Here is a 22,644-nt window from a genome sequence, read left to right on the forward strand (position 1 = left end):
TTGTTGGGCATCGCTGCGCTCAGCGCCAACCTGTGTCGATGCCCTGCTCCGGCTTCAGCCGAAATCTCCGAAATCGTATTCCAGCTTCTCGCTGGGGGTGCCGATGAAGCTGCCCATGCCAAAGTCCACGCCGAGCGCGAACAGTTTGGCCAGGGTCTGGGCGTCGGGGATGAAATGGGCTACGACTTCGGCGCCGCAATCGCGGGCCAGTCCAAGGATGGGAGGTACCTGGCCGGCGGCCCGCAGCGATACGGCGTCCACGGCAATCAGTTCCGGCGCCAGATCTTCAAGTATCTCGCTGCCCTTGCCGTCAGCGGCAACCCGACCCAGACAGAAACCCACCCGAAGCTCACGCAAGGCCTGCCGCGCAGTCTGTGCGCGCTTCCCCAGCATCAGAGCCTCGTTGTGGTCGATGCTGAGCACCAGACCCGAGTCGCCCAGGACACGGGCATGCAGTTCGTTGGCGAGGGCTGACATGAAGTCGCGGTCGAGCAGACTCTCGGCGCTCACTGCCACCACGATGCGTAAGCCCTTGATGCGTTGACGCATCATTCTGGCCTGGTCAAGCGCGCAGCCGACGGCATGCAGGTCAAGGCCCAGACTGCGGCGACTTTGCCGCGCCAACGACATCCATTGGCGACGCGTGATGATGCGCTCTCCGCCCATGTCCACCCGCAGCCCCAGGTGCAAATGATATTGCGGCCTTGCCGTGCCGTGCAGTGGCACAATCGGCTGGAACAACACACTGCAATTGGCAGAAGAGGGCTCCAGAGCCAGCGATTTCTGGATGGCCAGCGAAAGATCTGGGGGCAGGTCGCTCTGCGCTTCGGCGAGAGCCAGCTTGACACGCTTTCCTCCTGCGTGTCGGGCTACAGCCAGGGTACGGTCAGCAAGATCGACCAGAATCTCGGGCGGCGGCAAGGATTCCGGCGGCAGCGGCAATACGCTCACACTGACCGCCCCGCCCCCGGGCTGCCCGATTTCCTTGGCGATGGTCTGCCTGATCAGTTCAGCGCGCTCCATCAGACTGGCTTCGGGCGCACGTTCAACCAGAAACAAGAAGGCCGAGCCCTGCCATTCCGCCATCCGCTCTTCGTCCGCCAGATCCGCCTGCAACTTGGTGCCGATGCGAAACTGCAGTTCGCGTTCGGCCGCGATATGGGTATTGGGCGAGCACAGGCGACCGCTGTCCGGCGCTGCCAGGAACAGGGCCAGATTGCAGGGACGATCCTCTCCCAGGTGCTGCAGCATGCTGATCAACTCACCGGTGTGGATCAGACGCGACTCACGCTTGACACTGCGCTTGCTGAACTGCTGGCGCAAGGCACGAGCACGCCTGGCCCGCGTCACCACGGCGGTCACCAGGTGGCGGGGACGCACCGGCTTCAACAGATAGTCATCGCCGCCTGCGCGCAGGGCTTCGTAGCGGCGGCCCTCGTCCTGTTCTCCCGTCAGAAAGACGATCGGCAACATCGCCAGATCTGGATTGTCACGGATCAGGGTGGTCAGTTGCATGCCATCGATCTCTGGCATGTGCAGGTCGACCAGCATCAGATCCGGCGCAAAGCTGATCACCTCCTCCAGCGCCTTGCGCGAGTCACTGGCCACTCGCACATCGATGCCTTGCTTGCGCAGAATCGCTTCACAGTACATGGCCTGCGAGCGGTCGTCTTCCACCACCAGAATGCGCAGATGCTCCTGACGATCGCGCACATCAACCAGTTCGAACACCCGCGCGCTGAGTTGCTCGAGATCCTCACCTTCCAGTGACGTGTCGGCGCCCATCGCCAGAGCCATCGACCGGGCTGCCAGATCGCGCCCGCGATTGATGAAGATGATGGTGGCGCCGAGCGATTCGGCGCTGCGGGCGCGTTCCAGTTTCTCAGCGATGGCTCCCAGATCACCGAGGAATTCCTGGTCAACCAACACCGCCGCGAGTCCAATGGGATCGATTCGAGCCAGCAACTGCTGCGCGGTCAGAAATTGTTCGGCGCGATACTCCTTGGTGTCCAGACGCGTCAACAATGCTGCCGTCATTGGCGTTTTCGGTGCCAGCACCATGATCCGCTTGCGGGGATCGACCTTGGTGGTACCGGCTCGCTCGGCGCGCAACAGGCCCAGCGTGGCCTCTTCCAACTGTGCCAATCGATGCCACTGCGTGGGATTGGGTGCAGCCAGATCAGACTCGACCAGGAAGCCCAGATATTGGGCCAGATCGCTCAGCGCGCGAGCCAGGGGTTCGCGCCCGCTGTTGCCGGCAAGATGCACGCCGCTGAGCAGGCCAGAGTGTACTTCTGCAACCGCAGCCTTGGACCACGACCCCTTGCGCACCGCCTGCCAGCGCGACATGACGGAAATGATCTCACGAGGCAAGGGGATGATCGTTGGTGCGGCGCGGGTATCCAGCATGGTCTGGGAAAATTCGGATGAACTGCGGCGGGCTGTTGAATGTTGCGGATGCGGGACAGCGGCGGCAAGCGCAAAGAGCAGCCAGCCCGGCATCAACCGGACTTGGTTCAATACTCGCCGAGGTACCGGAAGCGCCCCTACCCGCGCTGCGTAATCTCTTTTGATTCAATACGATAGGATATTCTGGCCACGTCGAAACGTGGTCTCACAAAACGAGCTGTGCAATGACTTCATGGCTGTCATCTTTTGTCCACCCGCTTTGAATTCGCATCCTGCAGCCGTTGAAGACAGCCAGGTCTGCGGCCGTACACCACAGCTCCGTACACAAGGCAAAGTCGCGCTTGCAAACTCGCTCTGCGGTTCCACGCGGGCAAGATCTACACCCGCAAGCTACTATGGGGCATGCATGGAGATTCCCACTTCCTGGAAAGTCTTGCGGTAGTGCTGTGTGTGGCCGCGGCCACCACGGTGCTGTGCCAGCGCGTGCGCCTGCCTGTCGTATTCGGTTATCTGCTGGCCGGCGTGATGATCGGGCCGCATGCGCCGCCGCTGCTGGTGGCCGATCCCGGGGTGATCGTCACGCTGTCGGAACTGGGCGTGATCCTGCTGATGTTCTACATCGGCATGGAGCTGTCACTGCGCAAGCTCGGAGAAGTGGGCCCGCGCGGCTTTGCCGTGGTGCTGGTGGAAATGGGGCTGATGCTGTTCCTCGGCTATCTGGCCGGGCGGCTGGCTGGATTCACCCCGATCGAGTGCGCCTTTCTGGCGGCCATGCTGTCGATCTCGTCGACGACCATCATTGCCCGCACCTTCGAAGAGCAGAAAGTCAGCCCGCGGCTGCGTGAGCAGGTCTTCGGCGCGCTGGTCATGGAAGATATCGTCGCGATCCTGCTGATCGCCCTGCTGACCACGCTGGCGACCACCCGCAGTTTCGATTTTGCCGGATTGGCCACGGCGGCCGGGCGCCTGGGCATCTTCCTGTCCATCCTCATGCTGGTGGGGCTGGTCACGGTGCCGCGCCTGATTCGTTTCGTGGTGTCGCTACGGCGACCGGAAACCACGCTGGTGACCTCGGTTGGTGTCTGTTTTGCCGCCGCGCTGGCGGCGCAGCGCTATGAGTATTCGGTAGCGCTGGGCGCTTTCCTGGCCGGCTGTCTGGTGGCCGAATCCGGCGAGGGCAAGCGCATTGCCGCCCAGATTCGACCGCTGCGCGACATGTTCACCGCGGTGTTCTTCGTGTCGGTGGGCCTGTCCATCGATCCGGCGCAGATCGTGGCCCAGGCCGGTTGGATTGCGCTGTTCGCGGCGCTGGTGGTGTTCGGCAAGTTCCTCGGCGTGGCGGTGGGCTTCTTTGCCACCGGCAGCGCCGTGCGTTTCTCATCCCAGGCCGGACTGGCCATGGGTCAGATCGGCGAGTTCTCCTTCATCATCGCCGGGCTCGGAGTCAGCCTGGGCGCGGTCGATTCCTCGCTCTATCCGATTGCCGTGGGCGTGTCCTGCGTGACCACGTTGATGACACCGATCGCGGTGAAGTACTCCGGGCAATTTGGCGAGTGGATAGACGCCCGCCTGCCGCGCGCACTGCAGACTTTCGTGTCGCTCTACGGCAGCTGGATCGAACAACTGGGTGATGCCCGCAAGCGCGGCACCCTGGGCACCCGGGTGGGCCGCCTGATCCGCCTGATCGTTCTCGATGCGGCCTTGCTGGTCGCGGTGCTGATCGCCGCCAGTGTCGGTGGAGACGAGGTGGCGGCCTTTCTCCAGCGCAAGGTGCCGGCGATCGCCGACTTCGCCCGCTGGGTGGTCGCCGCCGGCTTTCTGGTTCTCGCGGTGCCGATGGTGCTCGGCCTGTTCCGACTGATTCGCGCGCTCGGACGCGCCCTGGCACTGGCGGCCTTGCCGGCCGCGCCAGAGGGTCATGTCGATTTCGCCAATGCGCCGCGGCGGGCCTTCGTCGTGGCCTTGCAACTGGGCTTGATGGTGCTGGTGGCCCTGCCCTGCCTGGCGCTGGTCCAACCCTTCCTGCCTGGATTGAAAGGCACGCTGCCGCTGTTGCTGCTGTTCCTGGTGGCGGGCTACGCCTTCTGGCGCAGTGCCACGCAATTGCAGGGACATGTACGCGCCGGCGCTCAGGCGCTGGTGGCGGCTGTTGCCGTGCCGGGCGCCACCGCCGACCAGCAGGCCGAAGCGCTGGACCAGATGGAACAGGTGCTGCCGGGACTGGGTGATCTGGCGCCCTTTGCCCTGAGCGAGGGTAATCCCTGGATCGGTCGCTCGCTGGCCGAAATCAATCTGCGCGCAGTGACGGCGGCAACGGTGCTGGCGATCCGTCGCGGCGAGGACGCCGTGCTGACGCCCGATGGCAGCCAGCGACTGATCCTGGGCGATGTACTGATTCTCACCGGCACCCACGACGCCATCGACGCCGCCCGCCGACGGCTGCGGGATGGCGGCAAGGCATGAGGGCACGAGGGCGCGAGGGCATGAGGGCGCGAGGGCACGAGGGCATGAGGGCGCGATGGCACGAGGGCGGTCGTGCCGTCACGTAGCCCGCTTCGCGGCCGACGTGACCTACGTCCAGCGCGATGACGAAGCTGCTCTTGCGTGCCCTCTCGCCCTCGTGCCCTCGTGCCCTCGACTTCAGGCGTAATAACGACGCGGCGGGTCGAACAGTGCGGCATCCAGTATCGACCACAGGTGTATGACCCAGCCGAGCAGGATGATCCACAGCACCGCGGCCATGACGAACTGCACGACGGCGATCAGAAAACGTCCCTGCAACAGCTGCCCCAGCCCTGGGACGAAGAAACTTGCCAGAGCGGCAATCACATTACCGGCAGATCCTTGACCGTGGCTCATCGATTTCCTCCATTTCCGTCACGGGCGATACGCGCCTTCAGCAGGTGTGTCGCAAGATCTGTGCCGCTCGCGGAGCCTGTGGGACGCCATTTGCACTGTGCAATCCTCGCACGCAGTGGTGAATCCGACCCAATTTTGGCCTTTTAGACCATACGAGCTCCGCCTTGGGGAGTCCGTTGGCGCACCGCGCCACCGCCGATCCCGATTCATGGCCTTGGTCAGTGTCGGGTGGCGGCCATAGAGGGCGCCGCGCTGCGGGCGCCAGAAGAACAAGAGCGGCCGCGCAGGCGCGCGTCCCTCCTCGAAGCCGCCTCGAGCCCGCCGCCGGGCAACTTCCCGGCATCGTCAGCATGATCAAGGTCGTCTTCGCTGAGGATCAGACCCTGGCACGCTGACTCTTCGGGCTGTTGAGATGCTGGGCCCATTCACCCGTCTAGCCCGCATTTCTCACACCTGTTGCGGAAGATCGCGCAGGGCTTTGCGACTAGCGCAAGGCGCGACGACGAGGAATGGTGGTTCCATTGCGAGGAGGAGCAACGCCGCGATAGTCGCAAAGAACCAGCGAGGTCCGCAAAGCGGGCAGATGCAGCCAAACACTCCGTGACTGGTACGTGCGTCGGAATCGCCTTGTACCACCAGGGAATTGGGGGCATCTGCTCGCGCAGGTGTGAGAAATGCGGGCTAGGATGAGTGCGCCGAGTCGAGAATCTGGTTCAATCGGCCCTCATCCAGCGTGCCGCAGAGTTCATCCAGATCGCTGTGCCGCCGCCGGACCATATCGGTCACTGCCTTGTAAAAGCGCATGAACTGACCCTCGGCGGCCGCGGTGGGTCGGATATTCATGCGGTTTCGATAGGCCTGTCCCAGCGCATGCAGGAAACGCTCGGCGGGCGAGCGGCTGCCCTGAAACGAGGCGCTAACCAGCGCGCGCAGATCGGTCAATTCCAGGCTGAAACGATCGAGCGCTTCACCGATGCGCTCGGCATCACGACCGACGGCGGCCAGACGTTCGCCGTCGAGAATGCCCACCAGCCCTGATTGATGCAGCTGGTCGGGCAGCGGATACAGCGCCGCCCGCAGCGTGGCGACGGATGCCAGCAGACTTTTCAGTTCATCGCCCAGTGATGTACCCGAGGCGCCGTCCGCACTGCTGCCATAGGCACCCAGGGCCACCTCGACATCCTCGGTCAGATGCCAGGCAGCGCTGTCGCTGCGACCGAGGGCCTGGAAGAATGCATCGCGTTGTTCGGGAGTGAAGGTAAACGCCATGACGCACCTCAATCGACGTGAATCCGGAAGGCTTCAGCCAGGGTAATGGTACCGCCACGGGCCAGACTCAGCGCGTGCTGGCTGATGGTCCTCATGCCCTGATCCAGGGCGTGGCGGTGAATGGCATCGGCATCGGCGTGCGGCTCGATCAGGCGCCGCAGGCCGGCATCAACCGTCATCAGTTCATAGACCGCCACCCGCCCGGAGATGCCGGTACCCTCGCACTGCGAACAGCCCTGGCCGCGATAGAAGCTCTCATCGGCCTGCGCGCCCATCACCTCCGCCATGTGCGGATCATGACGGTCGGCCACCAGACAATGCGGGCAGTTGCGTCGTGCCAGGCGTTGAGCCAGCACGCACAGCAGGGTTGATCGGAGCAGGAAGGCCTCAACCCCCAGATCGAGCAGGCGGGTGACCGCAGTGGCGGCGCTGTTGGTGTGCAGCGTGGACAGCAGCAGGTGACCAGTCAATGCTGCCTCGGTGGCGATGGTGGCGGTCTCGGCATCGCGAATTTCGCCCACCATGACCACATCGGGATCGTGTCTGAGGATATTGCGCAGACAGCGTGCGAAGGTGAAACCGATGTTCTGATTGACCTGGATCTGCATGATGCCGGCGATGTGGTACTCGACCGGATTCTCCACCGTGACGATGTTGATCGACTCGTGGCGCACCTGATTGATGGCTGCGTACAGGGTGGTGCTCTTGCCCGAGCCCGTGGGCCCGGTGACCAGCACCATGCCATGACTGCGCGCGAGTACGTCGCGCAGGCGCACGGTGTCGTCCGGCGACAGCCCGAGCGAGTCCAGATCACGCAGCGATTGCGCGGTATCCAGCAAGCGGATGACCACGCTCTCGCCATCGACCGTGGGCAGGACGGAGATCCGCAGATCGATCAGTCGCTCGTTGAAGGCCAGACTGGCCCGCCCATCCTGCGGCAATCGCCGCTCGGCGATGTTCATGCCGCCCAGCACCTTGATGCGACTGACCACCGCAGGCAGCAGCGCCCGGTCCATGCGGCGAACCACATGCAGCAGACCATCGATGCGGTACAGCACCTCGACCTGCTGGTCGCCAGGGCGCACATGGATGTCCGAGGCCCGCTTTCGGGCCGCGGCCTCCATCAGATCATGTACCAGTCGCACCACGGGTTGCTCGCTCGACAGCCGCTCCATCTCCCGGGTGGCGTCTGCGCCTTCGTGCTCACGCCCTCCCAGGATGCCCAGCGCCTGCATGAGTTCGCGGTCTTCGAGGCGGTCATAGTGACGGCCGATGGCGGCTTCCACCTGACCTGGCGGACACAGCAGCAGCAGGACACGGTGGCCGGTGACAAATTCGAGCTGGTTGTTCAGCCCGGCACGCGCCGGATCGGCCACGGCCAGGGCCAGCACGCCACCGCGCACCAGCAGCGGCAGCGCCATCAGGCGTCGAGCCACCGCCGGCGCCAGCAAGGCCAGCGCCGCCGGGTCCGCTTCGAGCAACTCCGGTGCCAGCAGCGGCAAGCCGAAACGGCCGGCGCGGCTCAAGGCCTCGCGCGCCAGATCGGCGCCGTGCATGACCTCTGCCAGCTGGCCCAGCTCAGCCCGCGGCAACTGCCTGCGAGCAAGTTCCGGATCGTCGGGCCAATGCTCCAGATAGGCACCCAACTGACTGCGGTCGGCTATCCAGCGTGGATCGCCGTCTGCTTCTGCTGGGACCGGCGTGACCGCCAGTGGCTCCACTGGCGGTGGCGCCGTGGCGCTCCTCGCACTCACCCGGATATCAACCAGATGGGAGCCCGGGATGGTCACCCGTTCCAGATTGCTCTGGTCGCGGCACAGCAACAAGGACAGACCATCGGCCATGGAGCGCAGCGACAGCAATCCGCCCTGCTGCTGCATGCCGCCGCGCAGCCGCAGCTCGAAGGGCAGCAGGCGCTCGGCCTGTCCGATCACCAGTGGCGTCATGCCCTCGACGAAGTCAGGGCTCGGCCATGGTGCAGCGTCCGAAACCGGTGAATGGCAGGCTACCGCCGCTTCGGTGTCGGCGACACCGGCGTCAGCACCCACAGACTCATGGATACTCTGGTTCATGATGACGCCCCCTGCGTCATGACCACGGTCTTGAGTCTATCTGCGCGCGCCAGGGCGGGCTGAATCCAGATCAAGGCCGACGCGGGCCGCAGGGCGGACACTCATTCCATGCGTCGCCATGCCCGGCCCGGGTGCCAGGGAGCCCAGCCCGTGAAAGACTTCAACAGCTATCTCCAGCTCATGGCCAGGCAAAAGGCCTCCGACTGCTTCTTCAGTGCCGGAGCCCCGGTGTCGATCAAGATCGAGGGAAACACCGTGCACCTGGGCGACATCCCGCTCTCCGGGGCACAGGTGGCGGAAATGGCCCGTTCGGTGATGAGCGAGGCCCAGCAGCACGAGTACCAAAACACCCTGGAAATGAATCTGGCCTACACCCTGGCCGACGGCGAACGCTTTCGCATCAACGTCTATCGCCAGCGCGGCGAAGTGGCGATCGCCGTTCGCCACATACGCGCGGACATCCCGGGCATCGAGGAACTCAACCTGCCGGCCCAACTCAAGGATCTGATCATGCTGCCGCGTGGTTTGATCCTGGTGGTGGGCAGCAGCGGCTCCGGCAAGTCCACGGCGCTGGCGTCGATGATCGATTACCGCAACCGCACGCATACCGGCCATATCCTGACCATCGAGGAGCCGATCGAGTATCTGCACACCACCGCAAGTCCATTGTCGATCAACGCGAGATCGGCATCGATACGCTGTCCTACGAAAACGCCCTGAAGAACGCCATGCGCGAGGCGCCGGACGTGATTCTGATCGGCGAGATCCGCGACCGCGAGACCATGCAGCAGGCCATCGCCTATGCCGAAACCGGCCATTTGTGCCTGTCGACGCTGCACGCCAACAACGCCAATCAGGCCATCGACCGGGTCATCAATTTCTTCCCGGACAGCGCCAGGCATCAGGTGCTGATGGACCTTTCCCTCAATCTGCAGGCGGTGATCTCGATGCGCCTGATCCAGGGCCTTGACGGCAAGCGCCTGCCGGCGGTGGAGCTGATGCTGCGCAGCACCCACATCGCCGAGCTGATCGCCAATGGCGAAGTCGACATGCTCAAGGAGGCGATGAAGCAGGGCCTGGAGCTCGGCATGCTGACTTTCGACGAATCCCTGTTCCGACTGCACAGCGCAGGCCTGATCAGTCTGGATCAGGCGCTGGAACACGCTGATTCACGCACCGATCTGGCCCTGCGCATCCGCCTCAACCAGCCCGCCGACAGCGACGGCGGCCTGCGCATGGAAGAACTCAGCTGAGCGGCCAGTCCAGGGCGCCATCGATCACGGTCTGGGTCTGGCCACCCACCCAGGGCTGTCCATCGAGATCGATCTCGACATCAATGACTGCATCCTTGCCCAATTCACGGCCCTGGCTCACCCGGTAGCCGCGCGCCAGCGCCCCCTGCGGCTCGGCTTGCGCGATGTAGGCCGCAATCAGCGCGTTGGCGGCGCCAGACGCCGGGTCCTCAATGATGCCGACGCCGGCCGGAAAGGCGCGAACCACCAGTTGGTAGCCGCCCTGCGCCGAACGCGCAAACACGCACAGGCCCAGACTGTCGCTGGCGCGCGCCAGTTCGCCGATCGCCCGGTGATCCGGCCGCCAGTGGCGCAGCGCCGACTCTTCGGCCAGTTCCGCCAACCACCAGCGTCGTCCGCCCTCGACAAAAGCCACACCCAGCGCGCCCAGCGACAAGCCGTCCAGCAGCGTACCGACCCGGCTTCGAGCCTCGATGCCGTCGATCAGCACGGTCGCTGGCGGTGCCTTGACGAAGATGCGCCGCCCCCTCCCTGACCCGTCGACCCGAATCGGCAGCAAGCCGGCACCACACTCCTGCACCAACAGCCCCGAAACCGGCTGCACCAGCCCACACTGCAGAGCGGCGTGGGCGCTCCCCACCGTCGGATGCCCGGCAAAGGGAATCTCCCGCTCCGGCGTATGGATGCGCAAACGATAGCTGGCGCCAGGACTCGACGCCCTCAGCAGATAGGTGGTCTCCACCAGATTCGTCCAGCGCGCAAAGGCCTGGAAAGGCTGGCTCCGGCCAGTCATCGGCACCAATCACCACCGCCAGCGGATTGCCACCACCCGCCCGCGTACAGAACACATCCAGTTGCAGGAATCGAACAGCCATGATTGGACTCGCCAGACTTCAAGTCCGGAGCATGCCGTATGCAGCCACAGCGGCGCCATCGCTGCAGAACTCACCGCCTACAAATTGAGACAAGAAAACGCTTGACAGAGCTTCAGGTACAACTCTATCTTGGCGGACTCAGCTGTGGGGCCATAGCTCAGCTGGGAGAGCGCTACAATGGCATTGTAGAGGTCGACGGTTCGATCCCGTCTGGCTCCACCAAAAACTCTAGTCCCCATCGTCTAGAGGCCCAGGACACCGCCCTTTCACGGCAGTAACAGGGGTTCGAATCCCCTTGGGGACGCCAAACTTGCTTCAATTCGAAGGGCTGCCGCAAGGCGGCCCTTTTTTCTGCGCGCGTTCTGACGGCCTCAGTGCCAGCGTCGCCGGCGGCAAGAATCCGTAGGCAATCGCAGGCAACAGCCACTCCGCGCCCAGATCGCGGCCCCTTCACGTCCTCTCACCCTCGTTCCCTCTCGCCCTCTCGCCCTCTCGCAAGATCCGTCGCCCTCGCAATCGCCCAGCCACCTCGCGCCCCGCGCCCCTCGCCCTCGCGCCGCCCCCTCTCGCCCTCGCGCCCTCTCGCCCTCTCGCCCTCTCGCCCTCTCGCCCTCTCGCCCTCTCGCCCTCTCGCCCTCTCGCCCTCTCGCCCTCTCGCCCTCTCGCCCTCTCGCCCTCTCGCCCTCTCGCCCTCGCGCCCTCGTGCCCTCGTGCCCTCGTGCCCCCCCGGCGCCGAGCTGTCACGTAGACCCTGCGGGTCAACGTGACCTACGGCACGGCCGAGATCGTGAAGCGTGCTGAAACAGTCCGGCACGCTTCCGTCACACTGCTCAAGAGCGCCTCTCAGTGCCGCTTGTCGGAATTATTGACCCGCTGCTGCGATTTGCGTCACAGACCGGGACATTTAGGTAGATCACACTATCCCTTGTGGTTCATCATCGGTTCATACGCCACAGCTCGTTCCAGGGGACTCCATGATCAACGTACGCACCGCGGTTGCGCTCTCCATTGCTGCCTGCCTGGCGAGCTCGACCGCCTCGGCCATGACGGTGTTTCCGGTCGACTCGACTGCAGGGCTGGTTGCTGCCATCCAGGCAGCAAACCTGACGCCTGAGGCCGACATCATCACGCTGGAGCGCGGCCTGTACGTGCTGGATGCCGTCACCGACGGCGACCAGATTTCTGCGTTGCCGCAAATCACCTCGCCGATCGTCATCCGCGGCAACGGTGCGGAACTGCGTCGCTACTCCGACGCGGATTTCCGGATTTTCCACGTCGCCGAAACCGGACACCTCAAGCTTGAGCGGATCGTGCTCGCCGAAGGCTCGATGGGCGCCATCCGCAATCACGGCACGGTCGAATTGCGCAATGTGGCGCTGGTGGACAGCACCGCGCGCGGCGCGTCGGCCATCGTCGAAAATTACGGCGAAATGCGTCTGAGCCACTGCGAAGTGAGCTTCAACACCGTGGCCGGTGCATCGCGGGACGCCGGCACCATCGTCAACTGGGGCAAGCTCTGGTTGAACGCGACCACCTTCCAGGGCAACCAGCTGACTCGTCGGTATGATGGCGTGGCGCTGGCATCGTCGGTATTGAACTACGGCACCGCCGAGATCCAGGATGTGGTGATTGCCGAGAACGTCGCCGGCGAGCCCGACACCGATGGTGCGCCACAGGCGCCCCTGGTCAATCTGGGCAATGGTCGGCTGGAATTGCGTCTGGTGCGCGAGCATGACAATCTTCCAGGCGAAGCTCTGGTCGCCAAGGCGATCGCGCCCTGACACCTCCGAATTGGCGCTCACCGCAACGGTGAGCGCCGTTCTTCGATGCGGCGCTGAGCAGAGCACTGTTTTTTCAGCGCCGATTGTCGAGGATTGATGAATCCTGCGAATACACAGATCGAAGAGCACCCGCTCGTGGCCTTGTTGGGCCTAGCGGTTCTGGCAGCGGTGTTGATGTGGTTGGGCGGCAGTCCCTGGACCGCCCCGCTGGAAATCCTGGTGGTGTTCTTCCACGAAGCCTCGCATGCACTGATGACGCTGGTCACCGGCGGCAAGGTCGTGTCCATGCAGGTCACGGTGGAGCGCGGCGGCGAGGTACTGTCTGCCGGCGGCAGCCGATTCCTGATCCTGAGCGCCGGCTACCTCGGCTCCTTGCTGATCGGCGCCGCATTGCTGGTGGCCGGCATGCGCAGTCGCCATGACCGCGCCATTCTGGCCGTGGTCGCGCTGTTCATGGCTCTCGCCACCGTGCTGTTCATGCGCAATCTGTTCGGATTCGGCTATGGCATGGCCATGGCTGTGGCGCTGCTGGCCATCGCCCGCTTCCTGCCGGAACAAGCCAGCGACTTCTCCCTGCGACTGATTGGCGTGATGAGCCTGCTGTACGTGCCGCGCGACATCTTCAGCGACACCATCGAGCGCTCTCAGCTGCAGTCCGATGCGCGCATGCTGGCTGAAGAGTTTGGCGGCGGCACCTGGCTCTGGGGCGGTCTCTGGCTGCTGGCCTCGCTGCTGATCTGCTATCTGGCGGTGCGCTGGAGCCTGAGGCCGCGGCGCAGATCCGCGGCCCTCGCGACCCAGCTCTGAGTATGTCGACGCGGGCTCGCCGCGCCGGAGCCGCTAGTTCTTGGCCGTATCTTCGATCTTCTCGCCGGCTTTCTTGATGTCCTTGCCCATGCCCTGCATGGTGTTGCAGGCCGCCAGCGCAAAGGCCAATGCCACAAACAGAGAGATCAATCTAAAGGTCTTCATCATTCCTACACCCTGAAATCGCGGATAGCCGCCCAAGGCTCTGATTCTCTCCGGGCTCGGTTGGCAATGCCAGCACCGCGCGGCCTGTCCTTCGCCATCAGATGCTTCACTGTCCGAATCCGATCGGGATGACGTGCCTGCCCGCCCGACGGCTCCCGCGGACCTGGCAGTGTTTGCCAGCCGCTTGCGTATCACCGGTAAAACCACCGGATACCTGTCATGCGCAGCGCAATTCGCTCTCTCCTCATTTTCCTGGTCCTGGCGACGGGAACTGCCAGGGCAGACACCGTCTGCGTCAATTCCGTCGCGGGATTGATTCAAGCAGTCGACAGCTTCGACTTCCAGAACGACGGCACGCTGACGATCAAGCTGGTGCAAGGCACCTACAACGTGGGCAGCGGCCTGGTCGGGACCACCCATACCTCAGATCCGAGTGTCGTCAGTCTGAAATTGCTTGGCGGCTATACGGCGGGTTGCGCCGCCCGCACGGTCAACCCCTTGAACACCACCATCAACGCGGGCAACGCCGACAATACGGCCTTGCTGTTCCGATTCAACGACGATGCCACGGCGACTGTCGAGGGCATCACCTTCACTGGCTTCAAGGCGCCAGCCGGGAAGTCCGTTCTGGAACTGACCGATCTGCTCGGCGACAGCGATGAGGAAACCTATTCGGTGCGGCATTGCCGCTTCCTGGGCAACACCGGCCACAACATGATCTACATGAGCGCCTCGCAGATGAACGTGACCAACAATCTGGTCGCCAACAACACCCTGGTCGGCGGCGGCGCAGGCGCCGTACTCATCAAATTCAAGTACGGTGGAAACTCGCGCGTGGCCATCGACAACAATACCGTGGCCATGAACAACGGCGGCTTCGGCGTGTTGGTTGATACCGACAATCGCGAGAGCGAGCGCTACACCAGCATCGTCAGCAACATTCTCTGGGGCAATTCGGGCACCGACCTGAACCTGACTCGGTACGACACCGGCCTGAGCCCCAATCTGCTCTACGGCCACAACATCTACGGAACCACCGCGGGCTTTGCCCTGCGCCCGGGCGATCTGGTCACCAACCCGCAGTTCACCAATGCTGCCGGCGGAAACTTTGTGCCGGCAGCCGGCTCGCCAGCCATCAACAGCGGTCCGACGCAACAGTTCTACGGCTTCCCCGCCAGGGATCTGATCCATAACGAGCGCATTGTCGGCAACCTGATCGATCGCGGCGCCTATGAGGCCACGGTCCAGAACCAGTCGAGTTTCCTGGTAACCAGCAGCGGCGACAACGGCAGCAACGCCAGCCCGACCACCGGTTCGCTGCGCGCGGCCATCAAGGCGGCAAACGCGTCCGGGCTACCGTTCAGGATCAGCTTCGGCATCAGCGGCAGCTGTCCCCGTATCGTCAACATGAGCACGCCGATGCTGGATATCACCGGCGACGTGACCATCGATGGACGCACCCAGCAGGGCTGGTCGGGGAATACCCAAACAGGCAGCTTTGATGCCAATCTGTGTCTGGTGGTGAACGGCAGCGGCGCCGCCCCTTACGCCTTCCACGTGCCCAGCGGAGCTGGCAACGCACGGCTCACCGTCATGGGCATGATGTTCGCGGGCTTCACCGATGCCGCGATCAAGATCGAGGCCGGCAACGGACATCGGCTTGCCGGCAATCAGTTTGGCGCGGTGCCCTTCACCAGTTCGAATCACGATGCCATACGCATTACCGGCACCTCGGGAGGCGCCTTCATTGGTGGCTACGACGATCCCACCGCCACCAATCTGATAGCGGGCAGCAGCGGCGTCGGCGTGTATCTGGACAATGCCGGCGGCGGATCGACGCTGGCCAACAATCTCATTGGATTCCAGACCGACGGCGCCGGCCTTGGCGGAAACGGCACCGGGGTCTACATCTTCAATTCCCCGCAGAACGTGCTCCAGTACAATCTGATCGGCAACAGCGCCAGCCACGGCGTCAACATCTCCGGATCCGGTTCCAGCGGCAATCTGCTGCAGTACAACATCATCGGCACAACTTTCTTCGACTTGCCCGCCGGCAACGGCGCCGCGGGCGTGGGACTGTCTTTCGGTGCGCAGGGCAATACCATCGGCGCACCGCAGTCGGGCAGTTATGGTGCCAACACCATTGCCCGCAACGGTGCAGCCGGCGTCTGGATCACGCCCAGTGGCGGCAGTTCCAACCGGGTGATGGGCAATCGAATCCGCTTCAACGGTGATATCGCCATTGATCTGTCTACTGCCGGTGCCACCGCAAACCAGAGCACGAATCCAGGATCTGGCCCCAATCATCTGCAGAACTACCCGATTCTGACTCAAGCCCTGCGACATCCGTGGAACTCACCATCAGCTGCCGCCACCGGCCACGTGCCGAGCGCGGTCCCCGGGGCCGACGCTCTGATCGACGTGACTGGCAACCTGCACAGTACCCCTCTGGAGAGCTATCGCATCGACGTCTATTTCGGCATTGACTGCGATGTGAATCACGCCAATCGCGGCGTGCCGGATGTCCCCTTGGGTCGAACTGTGGTCACGGCAGACGGCCAGGGTAATGCGAACTTCCAATTGACGGTACCCGGCTACTCCGCGTTCCTCGGCCACGTCTCGGCGACAGCCACCCATGTGGGCGGCGACACGTCTGAAGTTGGCACTTGCCTGGCGGTGGTCGATGGCACTCTGCCGGACCCGCTGTTTGCCGATGGCTTCGAGTAGGCCGGATCCGCCATCATGCCGTCGGCAATCCCGACCACCAACGCTTCATCGGTCTCACTCAATAGCAGGCGTCAGCGCACGCGCGCCCGCAGGCGACGCGCCCTGCACTTGAGTGTCTGTCAGTGGCCCAACGTCGTTCCGCTGGCGCGCCCAATGGCGCGATCGGGCCTGTGCGCGATCAAGGGTGAATGGCCCTTGGCAGCCAGTTCATTCGTGGTAGGCAATCGGGAGTACGCGTGGTCAAATAATGTGAGCCTGCCTGATCAAGTTGCCGTGTCGGAAGCTGAGACCATATCGGTTTTGATTGACGCCATCCGGTCCGGCGACCTCGCCGCCAGTGACCGCTTGTTCGCGCGGCTGTACGACGAATTCAAGTCCAGGGCGCACCTGATGCTGCGAGCAGGACCGCGACAGACACTGTGCACCACCGAACTGGTCAACGAAACCTGGATGCGCCTGCAAGGGCGCGCCCTGTCCATCGAGAACCGTGCCCATTTCAGCAATCTGGCCGCACGGGCGATGCGCCAGGTGCTCATCGACCGGGCGCGCCACCGCAATGCCCAGAAGCGTGGCGACGGCGCCCAGCCGATTACCTTGAGCGCCGCCGATGACATTCACGGCGATGACCCTTTCGACGTTCTGGCGCTGGACCAGGTGATGAGCGAACTGGCGAAGATCGATCAAGGTCTGGCGAACCTGGCGCAATTGCACTTGTTCGGTGGACTGACCATTCCGGAAATTGCCGAGCTCAACGGCACGTCGGATCGCACCGTGTTTCGCCAGTGGCGGACCGCGCGCATGTATCCTGGTGAAATCGATGGCCCCTGAGTAGGGGCGACCCGGCACCAGACCACCGTTGAGGCCAATTTGCGCAGTTCCAGACCTCCATCGACCTCTCGCAGCACCGTGACCCACGGCCAGATGCGATGGACCGGGCTGTCCAGACGCCTGTGCCCGGATGAACGGCACCCCGCGCAAGGACCATAGCCATCTTCAACGACTCCCAGATCTCGGCGGGGAACAGCGGACCGGCCAGCGTGGAGCTGATGCGCCGGGCCCTGGAGATCGCCTGCGCGGCGCTCGACGAACCCGAATCGCGGCGCCGCTCCTGGGCTGAAGGCCAATGCGGCGACGACCAAACCCTGCGTCAGGAAGTGATCGCCCTGCTGGCGGCGGATGATCGCCCCGAGCGCGTGCTGCGCAGCACTGTCAGCGAGCGCGAGCCAGAGCTGGTCGATGTCTGGACGGGCCGTCTGGTGGGCCGATACCGGGTGGGTGAACGCATTGCCAGCGGCGGCATGGGCGTGGTCTATCGAGCTCAGCCCGAGTCGGGAATTTCGCAAAAGCCGGTCGCACTGAAAGTGATCAAGCGCGGCATGGACAGCGAAGAGATCGTCCGACGATTCCTGCGCGAGCGCGAGATCCTGGCGCGACTGGATCATCCGCACATTGCCCGCCTGCTCGATGGTGGCATGACGACCGACGATCGGCCCTGGTACGCCATGGAGTTGATCGAGGGCGAAGCCCTGCTGGATTACTGCGACCGTCGACAGTTGCCGCTGGCAGCCCGCCTGGGGCTGATGCTGCAGATCTGCGAGGCGGTGATCTACGCGCACCAGAATCTGGTCGTTCACCGCGACCTCAAACCCGGGAACATCCTGGTCACGGCCGACGGACAGGTGAAGCTGCTCGACTTTGGCATCGCCAAATTGATCGACGTCGATGGCGAGTCTGCCACGCGCAGTGCCATGGCCATGATGACGCCCGATTACGCGGCACCCGAACAGTACGAGCGCGGCCCGATCACCACCCAGACCGATGTCTACCTGCTGGGCCTGGTGTTGGCGGAGTTGCTGACCGGGCGGCGCCTGCCCTGGCCGATGCGGCCCGATGCCCGGGACTATCGAGCGCCCGCTCGACTGGATCTTGCCTTCCGCGCGCGCGGAGCGTCGACCGATCCGGAATTGATGGCCCTGGCCACGAAACGCAGCAGCAGCGTGGCCGGGCTGGCGCGGTCACTGAGCGGAGACCTGGACCGGATCACCCATCGCGCCACCGCCTACGAGGCCGAACAGCGCTACGACAGCGTTGCCGCGCTGGCCGATGATCTGCGGCGCCATCTGCACGGCCAGCCGGTCGACGCAGTGGGCCCCTCCTGGACCTACCTGGCAGGCAAGTTCGCGAAACGCCATCGGACATCGGTTCTGGCCACGCTTGCCGTGCTCGGTGCACTCGCCCTGGGATTGGTGACCACCTTGCGTGAGGCGGAAAGGCTGCGCGTGTCCGAAGCACAGACCGAAACCACCTTGAGCATGCTTGAGGATGTGTTCCTGGGCGCCGATCCCTATACCGCGCGCGGCGGCGATACCCGTGCCACCGACCTGCTCGCGGGCGTCGCTCAGCGTCTGTCCTCGGATGCCGATCTGCCGCCCGCCATGGCGGCCCGGCTCTGGACCAAGTTGGGCTCGGCCTATGTCTCGCTCAATGAACGGGTTGCGGCGGAACGCGCGCTGCAGGCCGCCATTGAAAGTGGTCAGAAAGCGCTGGCCTGCCGTGCGCTGAGCTGCCAGGACAAGGATCCGACCACGACCGCGATTCTGGTCGCCGCAGCCCGGTCGCGACTTGCCCACTACCGCCTGGTGGTTGATGGGCGTGCGGAAGCATTGCCGGAACTGAACGCGTCCATCGACGAGCTTCGTGCGGCCGGCTTGCCGGCGGTGCTCCCTCTGGCCAAGGCCCTGGAGTTCTTGCGGGATTACGAATTCGCGCAGGGAAATCATGACGCAGCCGATCGCATCAGCCTGGAGGTCATCCGGCTGGATGAGCAGGGTTCCGGCCCGAATTCGCCGGATACGATCATGGCGTTGGGAAGTCGCGTATCGGTGCTGCGCGCAGCCGGGCAGCCCGAGCGGGCAATGGCCGACGCCGCCGAGGCGCTTCGTCGAACCCAGATGCCGGAGCTGGAGCTGCCGCCAGCGGTGCGTCTTTACGTCGAGCAGCAATATGCCGGGGTGCTGACTGATCTTGGCCGATCGGCCGAGGCAGAACCCGTTCTTTCGGCCGCGCTGGCCCGTGCCAATGAAATACACGGCCCGGCCAGCACCGCTGCGCAGGGTTTGATCTGGGAACTGGCCACCACCCACGCCGAGCTGGGCCAGTTCGTGCTGGCGCGGGACGAATTCCGTGAGCTGATTGCGCTGAGTCACGACATCAAGAGCGGCAACATCGTGGCCATGCACAATTCGCTGGGCCTGGCCCTGCTCGGAAACGGCGAAGCCGACGAAGCCGTGAGGGAACTCGCCATCGCTGCAAAACTGGCCTGTTCGGAATCGAAGGATGCCGTGCCTTGCGTGGCCGTGGGCCTCAACCAGATCGATGCCGATCTCGGGGCCAATCGCCGGAATGAAGCTGGCGACGGGCTAGAGGCTCTGCGAGTGATCGCACTGCGGATGGGCGGACGGGCCGCGATGCGCTGGTATTGGCTGGATGCGCGCCTGCGATTGGCGCAGGGCGACCTCGCCGGCGCTGATCAGTCGCTGCAGCAGAGTCGCCTGCCCTTGCCTGCCGGCGCGACCCCCGTGGATCAGGCGCGCTGGCTGGAGCTGGAGGCGGCACTCAAGCAGGCTCAGGGCGACACCCGCCAGGCCCTGCCGCTGTGGGTGCAGGCCGAACAGATCTATCGGTCACGATGGATCGCCGATTCGCCTACCCTGCGCCGTTTGCGCAGCACCATCGAGCAGATGGATCCGACCGCGAGCACATCCCGTTCCGCCAAGGACCAGCAAAGCGCCCTGGATTGACCGCCGTGGCGCGTCGCTCCCCTGCCCCGCCACCAGCCTGATTCAGGCCGTCGGCGTGGCTCGCTCATTGGCAGCCTTTGCCTCGGACTTTCGTATCAGACAATGCGGTCGCCGGGCGGCAGACCGGCAACACGGCGGCCTCATCCCCGCACGCGACCCCGCAGATCTGGACAAACACCACGGTAACCTGGAGCCCTCATGAGCTGGTACATCAAATCCCGCGCCGAATTCTTCGACGTGCTCGAATCCACCATCGCCATCGCCAAGGCCCGCGCCGAGCATGTTCCCGCCTTCGGCCCCTACCAGACCGTGCTGGCGCAGTTGCAGGCCATGCGCAACTGGACAGCCGACGGACGCACGCCCGAGCAGGAAGAGCGCGATCGCATCGACATCGGCTTGATCGCCGTGCGCGAGATCGACGAGCAGGCCGATGATGAAAGCGCCGAATTTCACGAACTGCTTCTGCAACTCGATGGCTATTTCTGCGAATGGCCAGAAGACGAGCCGGCCTGAAGCTGCGGCCTGCCTTGTGGACGGGTGAAAGCAAGACGGGGCTCGCCAGAGCGATTGGACGCCGACCCGGCAAAAGAGCCAAGATCAGCAGGCAGCCATCCCGTCGACAGGAACCCGAATGTCATTGACCCCACCTGGCTTCTTGCCTCGCACGGCAGTTCTGCCTCTGATGGCAATCCTCCTGGCTGCCTGTTCGACCTCGGAGAATCCCAATCCGACGGCAGGTGAGGCCAGTCAGCGCGTGGCCCGCGCAAACGCCGAACTGGCCGCAGCGCTGGACCTGAGCGACCCGCCCTCCTTCGCCGACGCCGAGCGCGGTTTCATCGCCGCGCCTGTCGGCCAGGTCAAGAATGAGGCCGGCGATGTCATCTGGGACTATGACGCCTTCGCCTTTGTCCAGGGACAGGCGCCGGCCACGGTCAACCCAAGCCTGTGGCGCCAGGCGCTGCTCAACAATCACATCGGCCTGTACCAGGTCAGCGAGCGCATCTGGCAGCTGCGCGGTTTTGATCTGGCCAATATCACCTTGATCGAGGGCGACACCGGCTGGATCGTCGTCGACACCGCCACCGCGCGAGAAACGGCCACAGCAGCGATGGCCTTCGCCCGCCAGCACCTGGGCGACAAGCCAGTCTCGGCGGTGGTCTTCACCCATAGCCACGCCGATCATTTCGGCGGCGCTCTGGGCGTGATTTCGGCCGAGGAAGCGGCGGCACGACAGGTACCGATCGTGGCCCCAGCGGGATTCATGGAGGAAGCCACCAGCGAAAACGTGCTGATGGGTACAGCCATGGGTCGGCGTGCCATGTACATGTACGGCAGTCGCCTCAGTCGCGATGCCAGAGGACTGGTCGACAATGGCCTGGGCAAGGCGGTGGCTTTCGGTCGCATGGGCATCCTGACCCCGACCATCACCGTGAGCGGCACCGACCAGGAACTGGTCATCGACGGTCTGCGCTTTGTCTTCCATGGCGTCAACGGCAGCGAAGCGCCCTCGGAGTTCGTGTTCTATCTGCCCGAGCTCAAGGCTTTTTGCGGCGCCGAACTGATGAGCCACACGCTGCACAACCTCTACACCCTGCGCGGCGCCAAGGTCCGCGACGCCCTGAGCTGGGCGGGTTTCCTGGATGCCGCGCTGGCGCAATCGGCCGAGGCCGAGGTGCTGTTCAACCAGCACCACTGGCCGGTGTGGGACCAGCCGCGCATCGCCGAATTCATCACCATGCAGCGCGACAGCTATCGCTACATCCACGATCAGACCGTGCGCCTGATGAACGCTGGCCTGGGCGCCAGCGAGATCGCCGAGCAGTTGCAGTTGCCGCCCGGACTGGATCACTACCTCAACGTCCGCGGCTACTATGGCACTGTTCGCCACAATGCGAAGGCGGTTTACCAGTTCTATCTGGGCTGGTTTGACGCCAACCCGGCCAACCTCGATCCGCTACCGCCGGTAGAAGTGGCGCGCCGCTATGTGGCGTTGGCCGGAGGACCCGAGCGCCTGCTCCTCGCCGCTCAGGGCGCCTATGATTCCGGCGATTACCGCTGGGCCGCGGAGTTGCTCAAGCACGCCGTATACGCCGATGCCGATGACGCGCGGCACGCGAGTTGCTGGCGCGCAGCTTCGAACAGTTGGGCTACATGGCCGAGGCCGCCAGTTGGCGCAATGTCTACCTGAGTGGAGCGCTGGAGTTGCGCGCGGGCCCGCCGGAACAGGGCATCAGTCGCGCCATGCTGATCGACGTGTTGAAGCACGCACCGATCGAGCGCTTCCTCGATGCCATGGCGGCCTCGCTCAACGGCCCCGACGCTGCCGATGTCGAACTCACGATCAACCTGGTGTTCTCCGACCTGGGTGAGAGCCATGTGCTGACCATCGAAAACGCGGTCCTTCACCACCACCGGGCACCCCCCGATCCGCAAGCCGACGCCACGCTCACGCTGACCAAGGATTTTTTCCTGCGCATGGTCACCGGCGGCGCCGGCGCCAGCGACCTGCTGCTGTCGGATGACACCGATATCGAGGGCAGCCGCATCGACCTGGCGCGCTTCTTCCGACTGCTGGACAAGGCCCCGGGGACCTTTCCGATCATCACCCGGGGCGATCACTGATCGAG

Annotated in this window: 12 protein-coding genes, 2 tRNA genes and 3 pseudogenes; 11 read left to right on the forward strand and 6 right to left on the reverse strand. The window is 64.3% G+C overall.

The window, feature by feature from the left end:
- Positions 1-54: 54 nt before the first annotated feature.
- Entirely contained in the window at positions 55-2,409 is a 2,355-nt protein-coding gene (locus H7A19_08965; GenBank protein ID MCP5474956.1) for a response regulator, read from the reverse strand.
- A 402-nt stretch (positions 2,410-2,811) separates the two neighbouring features.
- Here H7A19_08965 and H7A19_08970 point away from each other — a divergent pair, with 402 nt between their 5' ends.
- A complete protein-coding gene (locus H7A19_08970) occupies positions 2,812-4,872 on the forward strand; it encodes a cation:proton antiporter (GenBank protein MCP5474957.1) in 2,061 nt (686 codons plus the stop codon).
- A 177-nt stretch (positions 4,873-5,049) separates the two neighbouring features.
- On the opposite strand, the gene H7A19_08975 is transcribed toward H7A19_08970, so the two are convergent.
- The 3 genes from H7A19_08975 to H7A19_08985 all read right to left on the reverse strand — a co-directional run bounded on the left by H7A19_08975 (position 5,050) and on the right by H7A19_08985 (position 8,609).
- Positions 5,050-5,268 carry a hypothetical protein gene (locus tag H7A19_08975; GenBank protein ID MCP5474958.1) on the reverse strand — a complete coding sequence of 73 codons (219 nt, stop codon included), beginning with the start codon at positions 5,266-5,268 and terminating at the stop codon, positions 5,050-5,052.
- 681 nt (positions 5,269-5,949) lie between these two features.
- Entirely contained in the window at positions 5,950-6,537 is a 588-nt protein-coding gene (locus H7A19_08980) for a hypothetical protein (protein ID MCP5474959.1), read from the reverse strand.
- An 8-nt stretch (positions 6,538-6,545) separates the two neighbouring features.
- Positions 6,546-8,609, reverse strand: a complete 2,064-nt coding sequence (locus H7A19_08985) for a type II/IV secretion system protein (protein MCP5474960.1) — start codon at positions 8,607-8,609, stop codon at positions 6,546-6,548.
- 180 nt (positions 8,610-8,789) lie between these two features.
- Between H7A19_08985 and H7A19_08990 the strand changes: the two are divergent.
- Positions 8,790-9,862 (forward strand): annotated as a pseudogene (locus tag H7A19_08990) (PilT/PilU family type 4a pilus ATPase).
- On the opposite strand, the pseudogene H7A19_08995 reads toward H7A19_08990, so the two are convergent.
- A pseudogene (locus tag H7A19_08995) lies at positions 9,855-10,740 on the reverse strand (PhzF family phenazine biosynthesis protein). The pseudogenes H7A19_08990 and H7A19_08995 sit on opposite strands and share 8 nt — an antisense overlap.
- A 143-nt stretch (positions 10,741-10,883) precedes the next feature.
- On the opposite strand from H7A19_08995, the gene H7A19_09000 reads away from it, so the two are divergent.
- From H7A19_09000 to H7A19_09015, 4 genes are all read left to right on the forward strand, one after another.
- Positions 10,884-10,959 (forward strand) — tRNA-Ala (locus H7A19_09000).
- A 9-nt stretch (positions 10,960-10,968) separates the two neighbouring features.
- A tRNA-Glu gene (locus H7A19_09005) sits at positions 10,969-11,044 on the forward strand.
- Between the two features lie 667 nt (positions 11,045-11,711).
- Complete coding sequence (locus H7A19_09010; protein MCP5474961.1) at positions 11,712-12,518, forward strand: hypothetical protein; 807 nt, start codon at positions 11,712-11,714, stop codon at positions 12,516-12,518.
- Between the two features lie 96 nt (positions 12,519-12,614).
- The gene (locus H7A19_09015) at positions 12,615-13,325 is read left to right on the forward strand and encodes a M50 family metallopeptidase (GenBank protein MCP5474962.1); all 711 of its coding nucleotides are present in this window, start codon (positions 12,615-12,617) and stop codon (positions 13,323-13,325) included.
- Positions 13,326-13,358: 33 nt separating this feature from the next.
- On the opposite strand, the gene H7A19_09020 is transcribed toward H7A19_09015, so the two are convergent.
- On the reverse strand, positions 13,359-13,490 hold the full coding sequence (locus H7A19_09020) for an entericidin A/B family lipoprotein (protein ID MCP5474963.1): 132 nt from the start codon (positions 13,488-13,490) through the stop codon (positions 13,359-13,361).
- Between the two features lie 219 nt (positions 13,491-13,709).
- Here H7A19_09020 and H7A19_09025 point away from each other — a divergent pair, with 219 nt between their 5' ends.
- From H7A19_09025 to H7A19_09045, 5 genes and pseudogenes are all read left to right on the forward strand, one after another.
- Positions 13,710-16,217: a right-handed parallel beta-helix repeat-containing protein gene (locus H7A19_09025; GenBank protein ID MCP5474964.1), complete on the forward strand. Its 2,508-nt coding sequence runs from the start codon at positions 13,710-13,712 to the stop codon at positions 16,215-16,217.
- A gap of 153 nt (positions 16,218-16,370) precedes the next feature.
- The gene (locus H7A19_09030) at positions 16,371-17,045 is read left to right on the forward strand and encodes an RNA polymerase subunit sigma (protein ID MCP5474965.1); all 675 of its coding nucleotides are present in this window, start codon (positions 16,371-16,373) and stop codon (positions 17,043-17,045) included.
- 218 nt (positions 17,046-17,263) lie between these two features.
- Positions 17,264-20,017, forward strand: a complete 2,754-nt coding sequence (locus H7A19_09035; GenBank protein MCP5474966.1) for a protein kinase — start codon at positions 17,264-17,266, stop codon at positions 20,015-20,017.
- A 198-nt stretch (positions 20,018-20,215) separates the two neighbouring features.
- The gene (locus tag H7A19_09040) at positions 20,216-20,530 is read left to right on the forward strand and encodes a hypothetical protein (protein ID MCP5474967.1); all 315 of its coding nucleotides are present in this window, start codon (positions 20,216-20,218) and stop codon (positions 20,528-20,530) included.
- Between the two features lie 118 nt (positions 20,531-20,648).
- Positions 20,649-22,639, forward strand: a pseudogene (locus H7A19_09045) (MBL fold metallo-hydrolase).
- Positions 22,640-22,644: the final 5 nt, after the last annotated feature.

It is taken from the genome of Rhodanobacteraceae bacterium, from assembly GCA_024234055.1.
Taxonomy (GTDB): domain Bacteria; phylum Pseudomonadota; class Gammaproteobacteria; order Xanthomonadales; family SZUA-5; genus JADKFD01.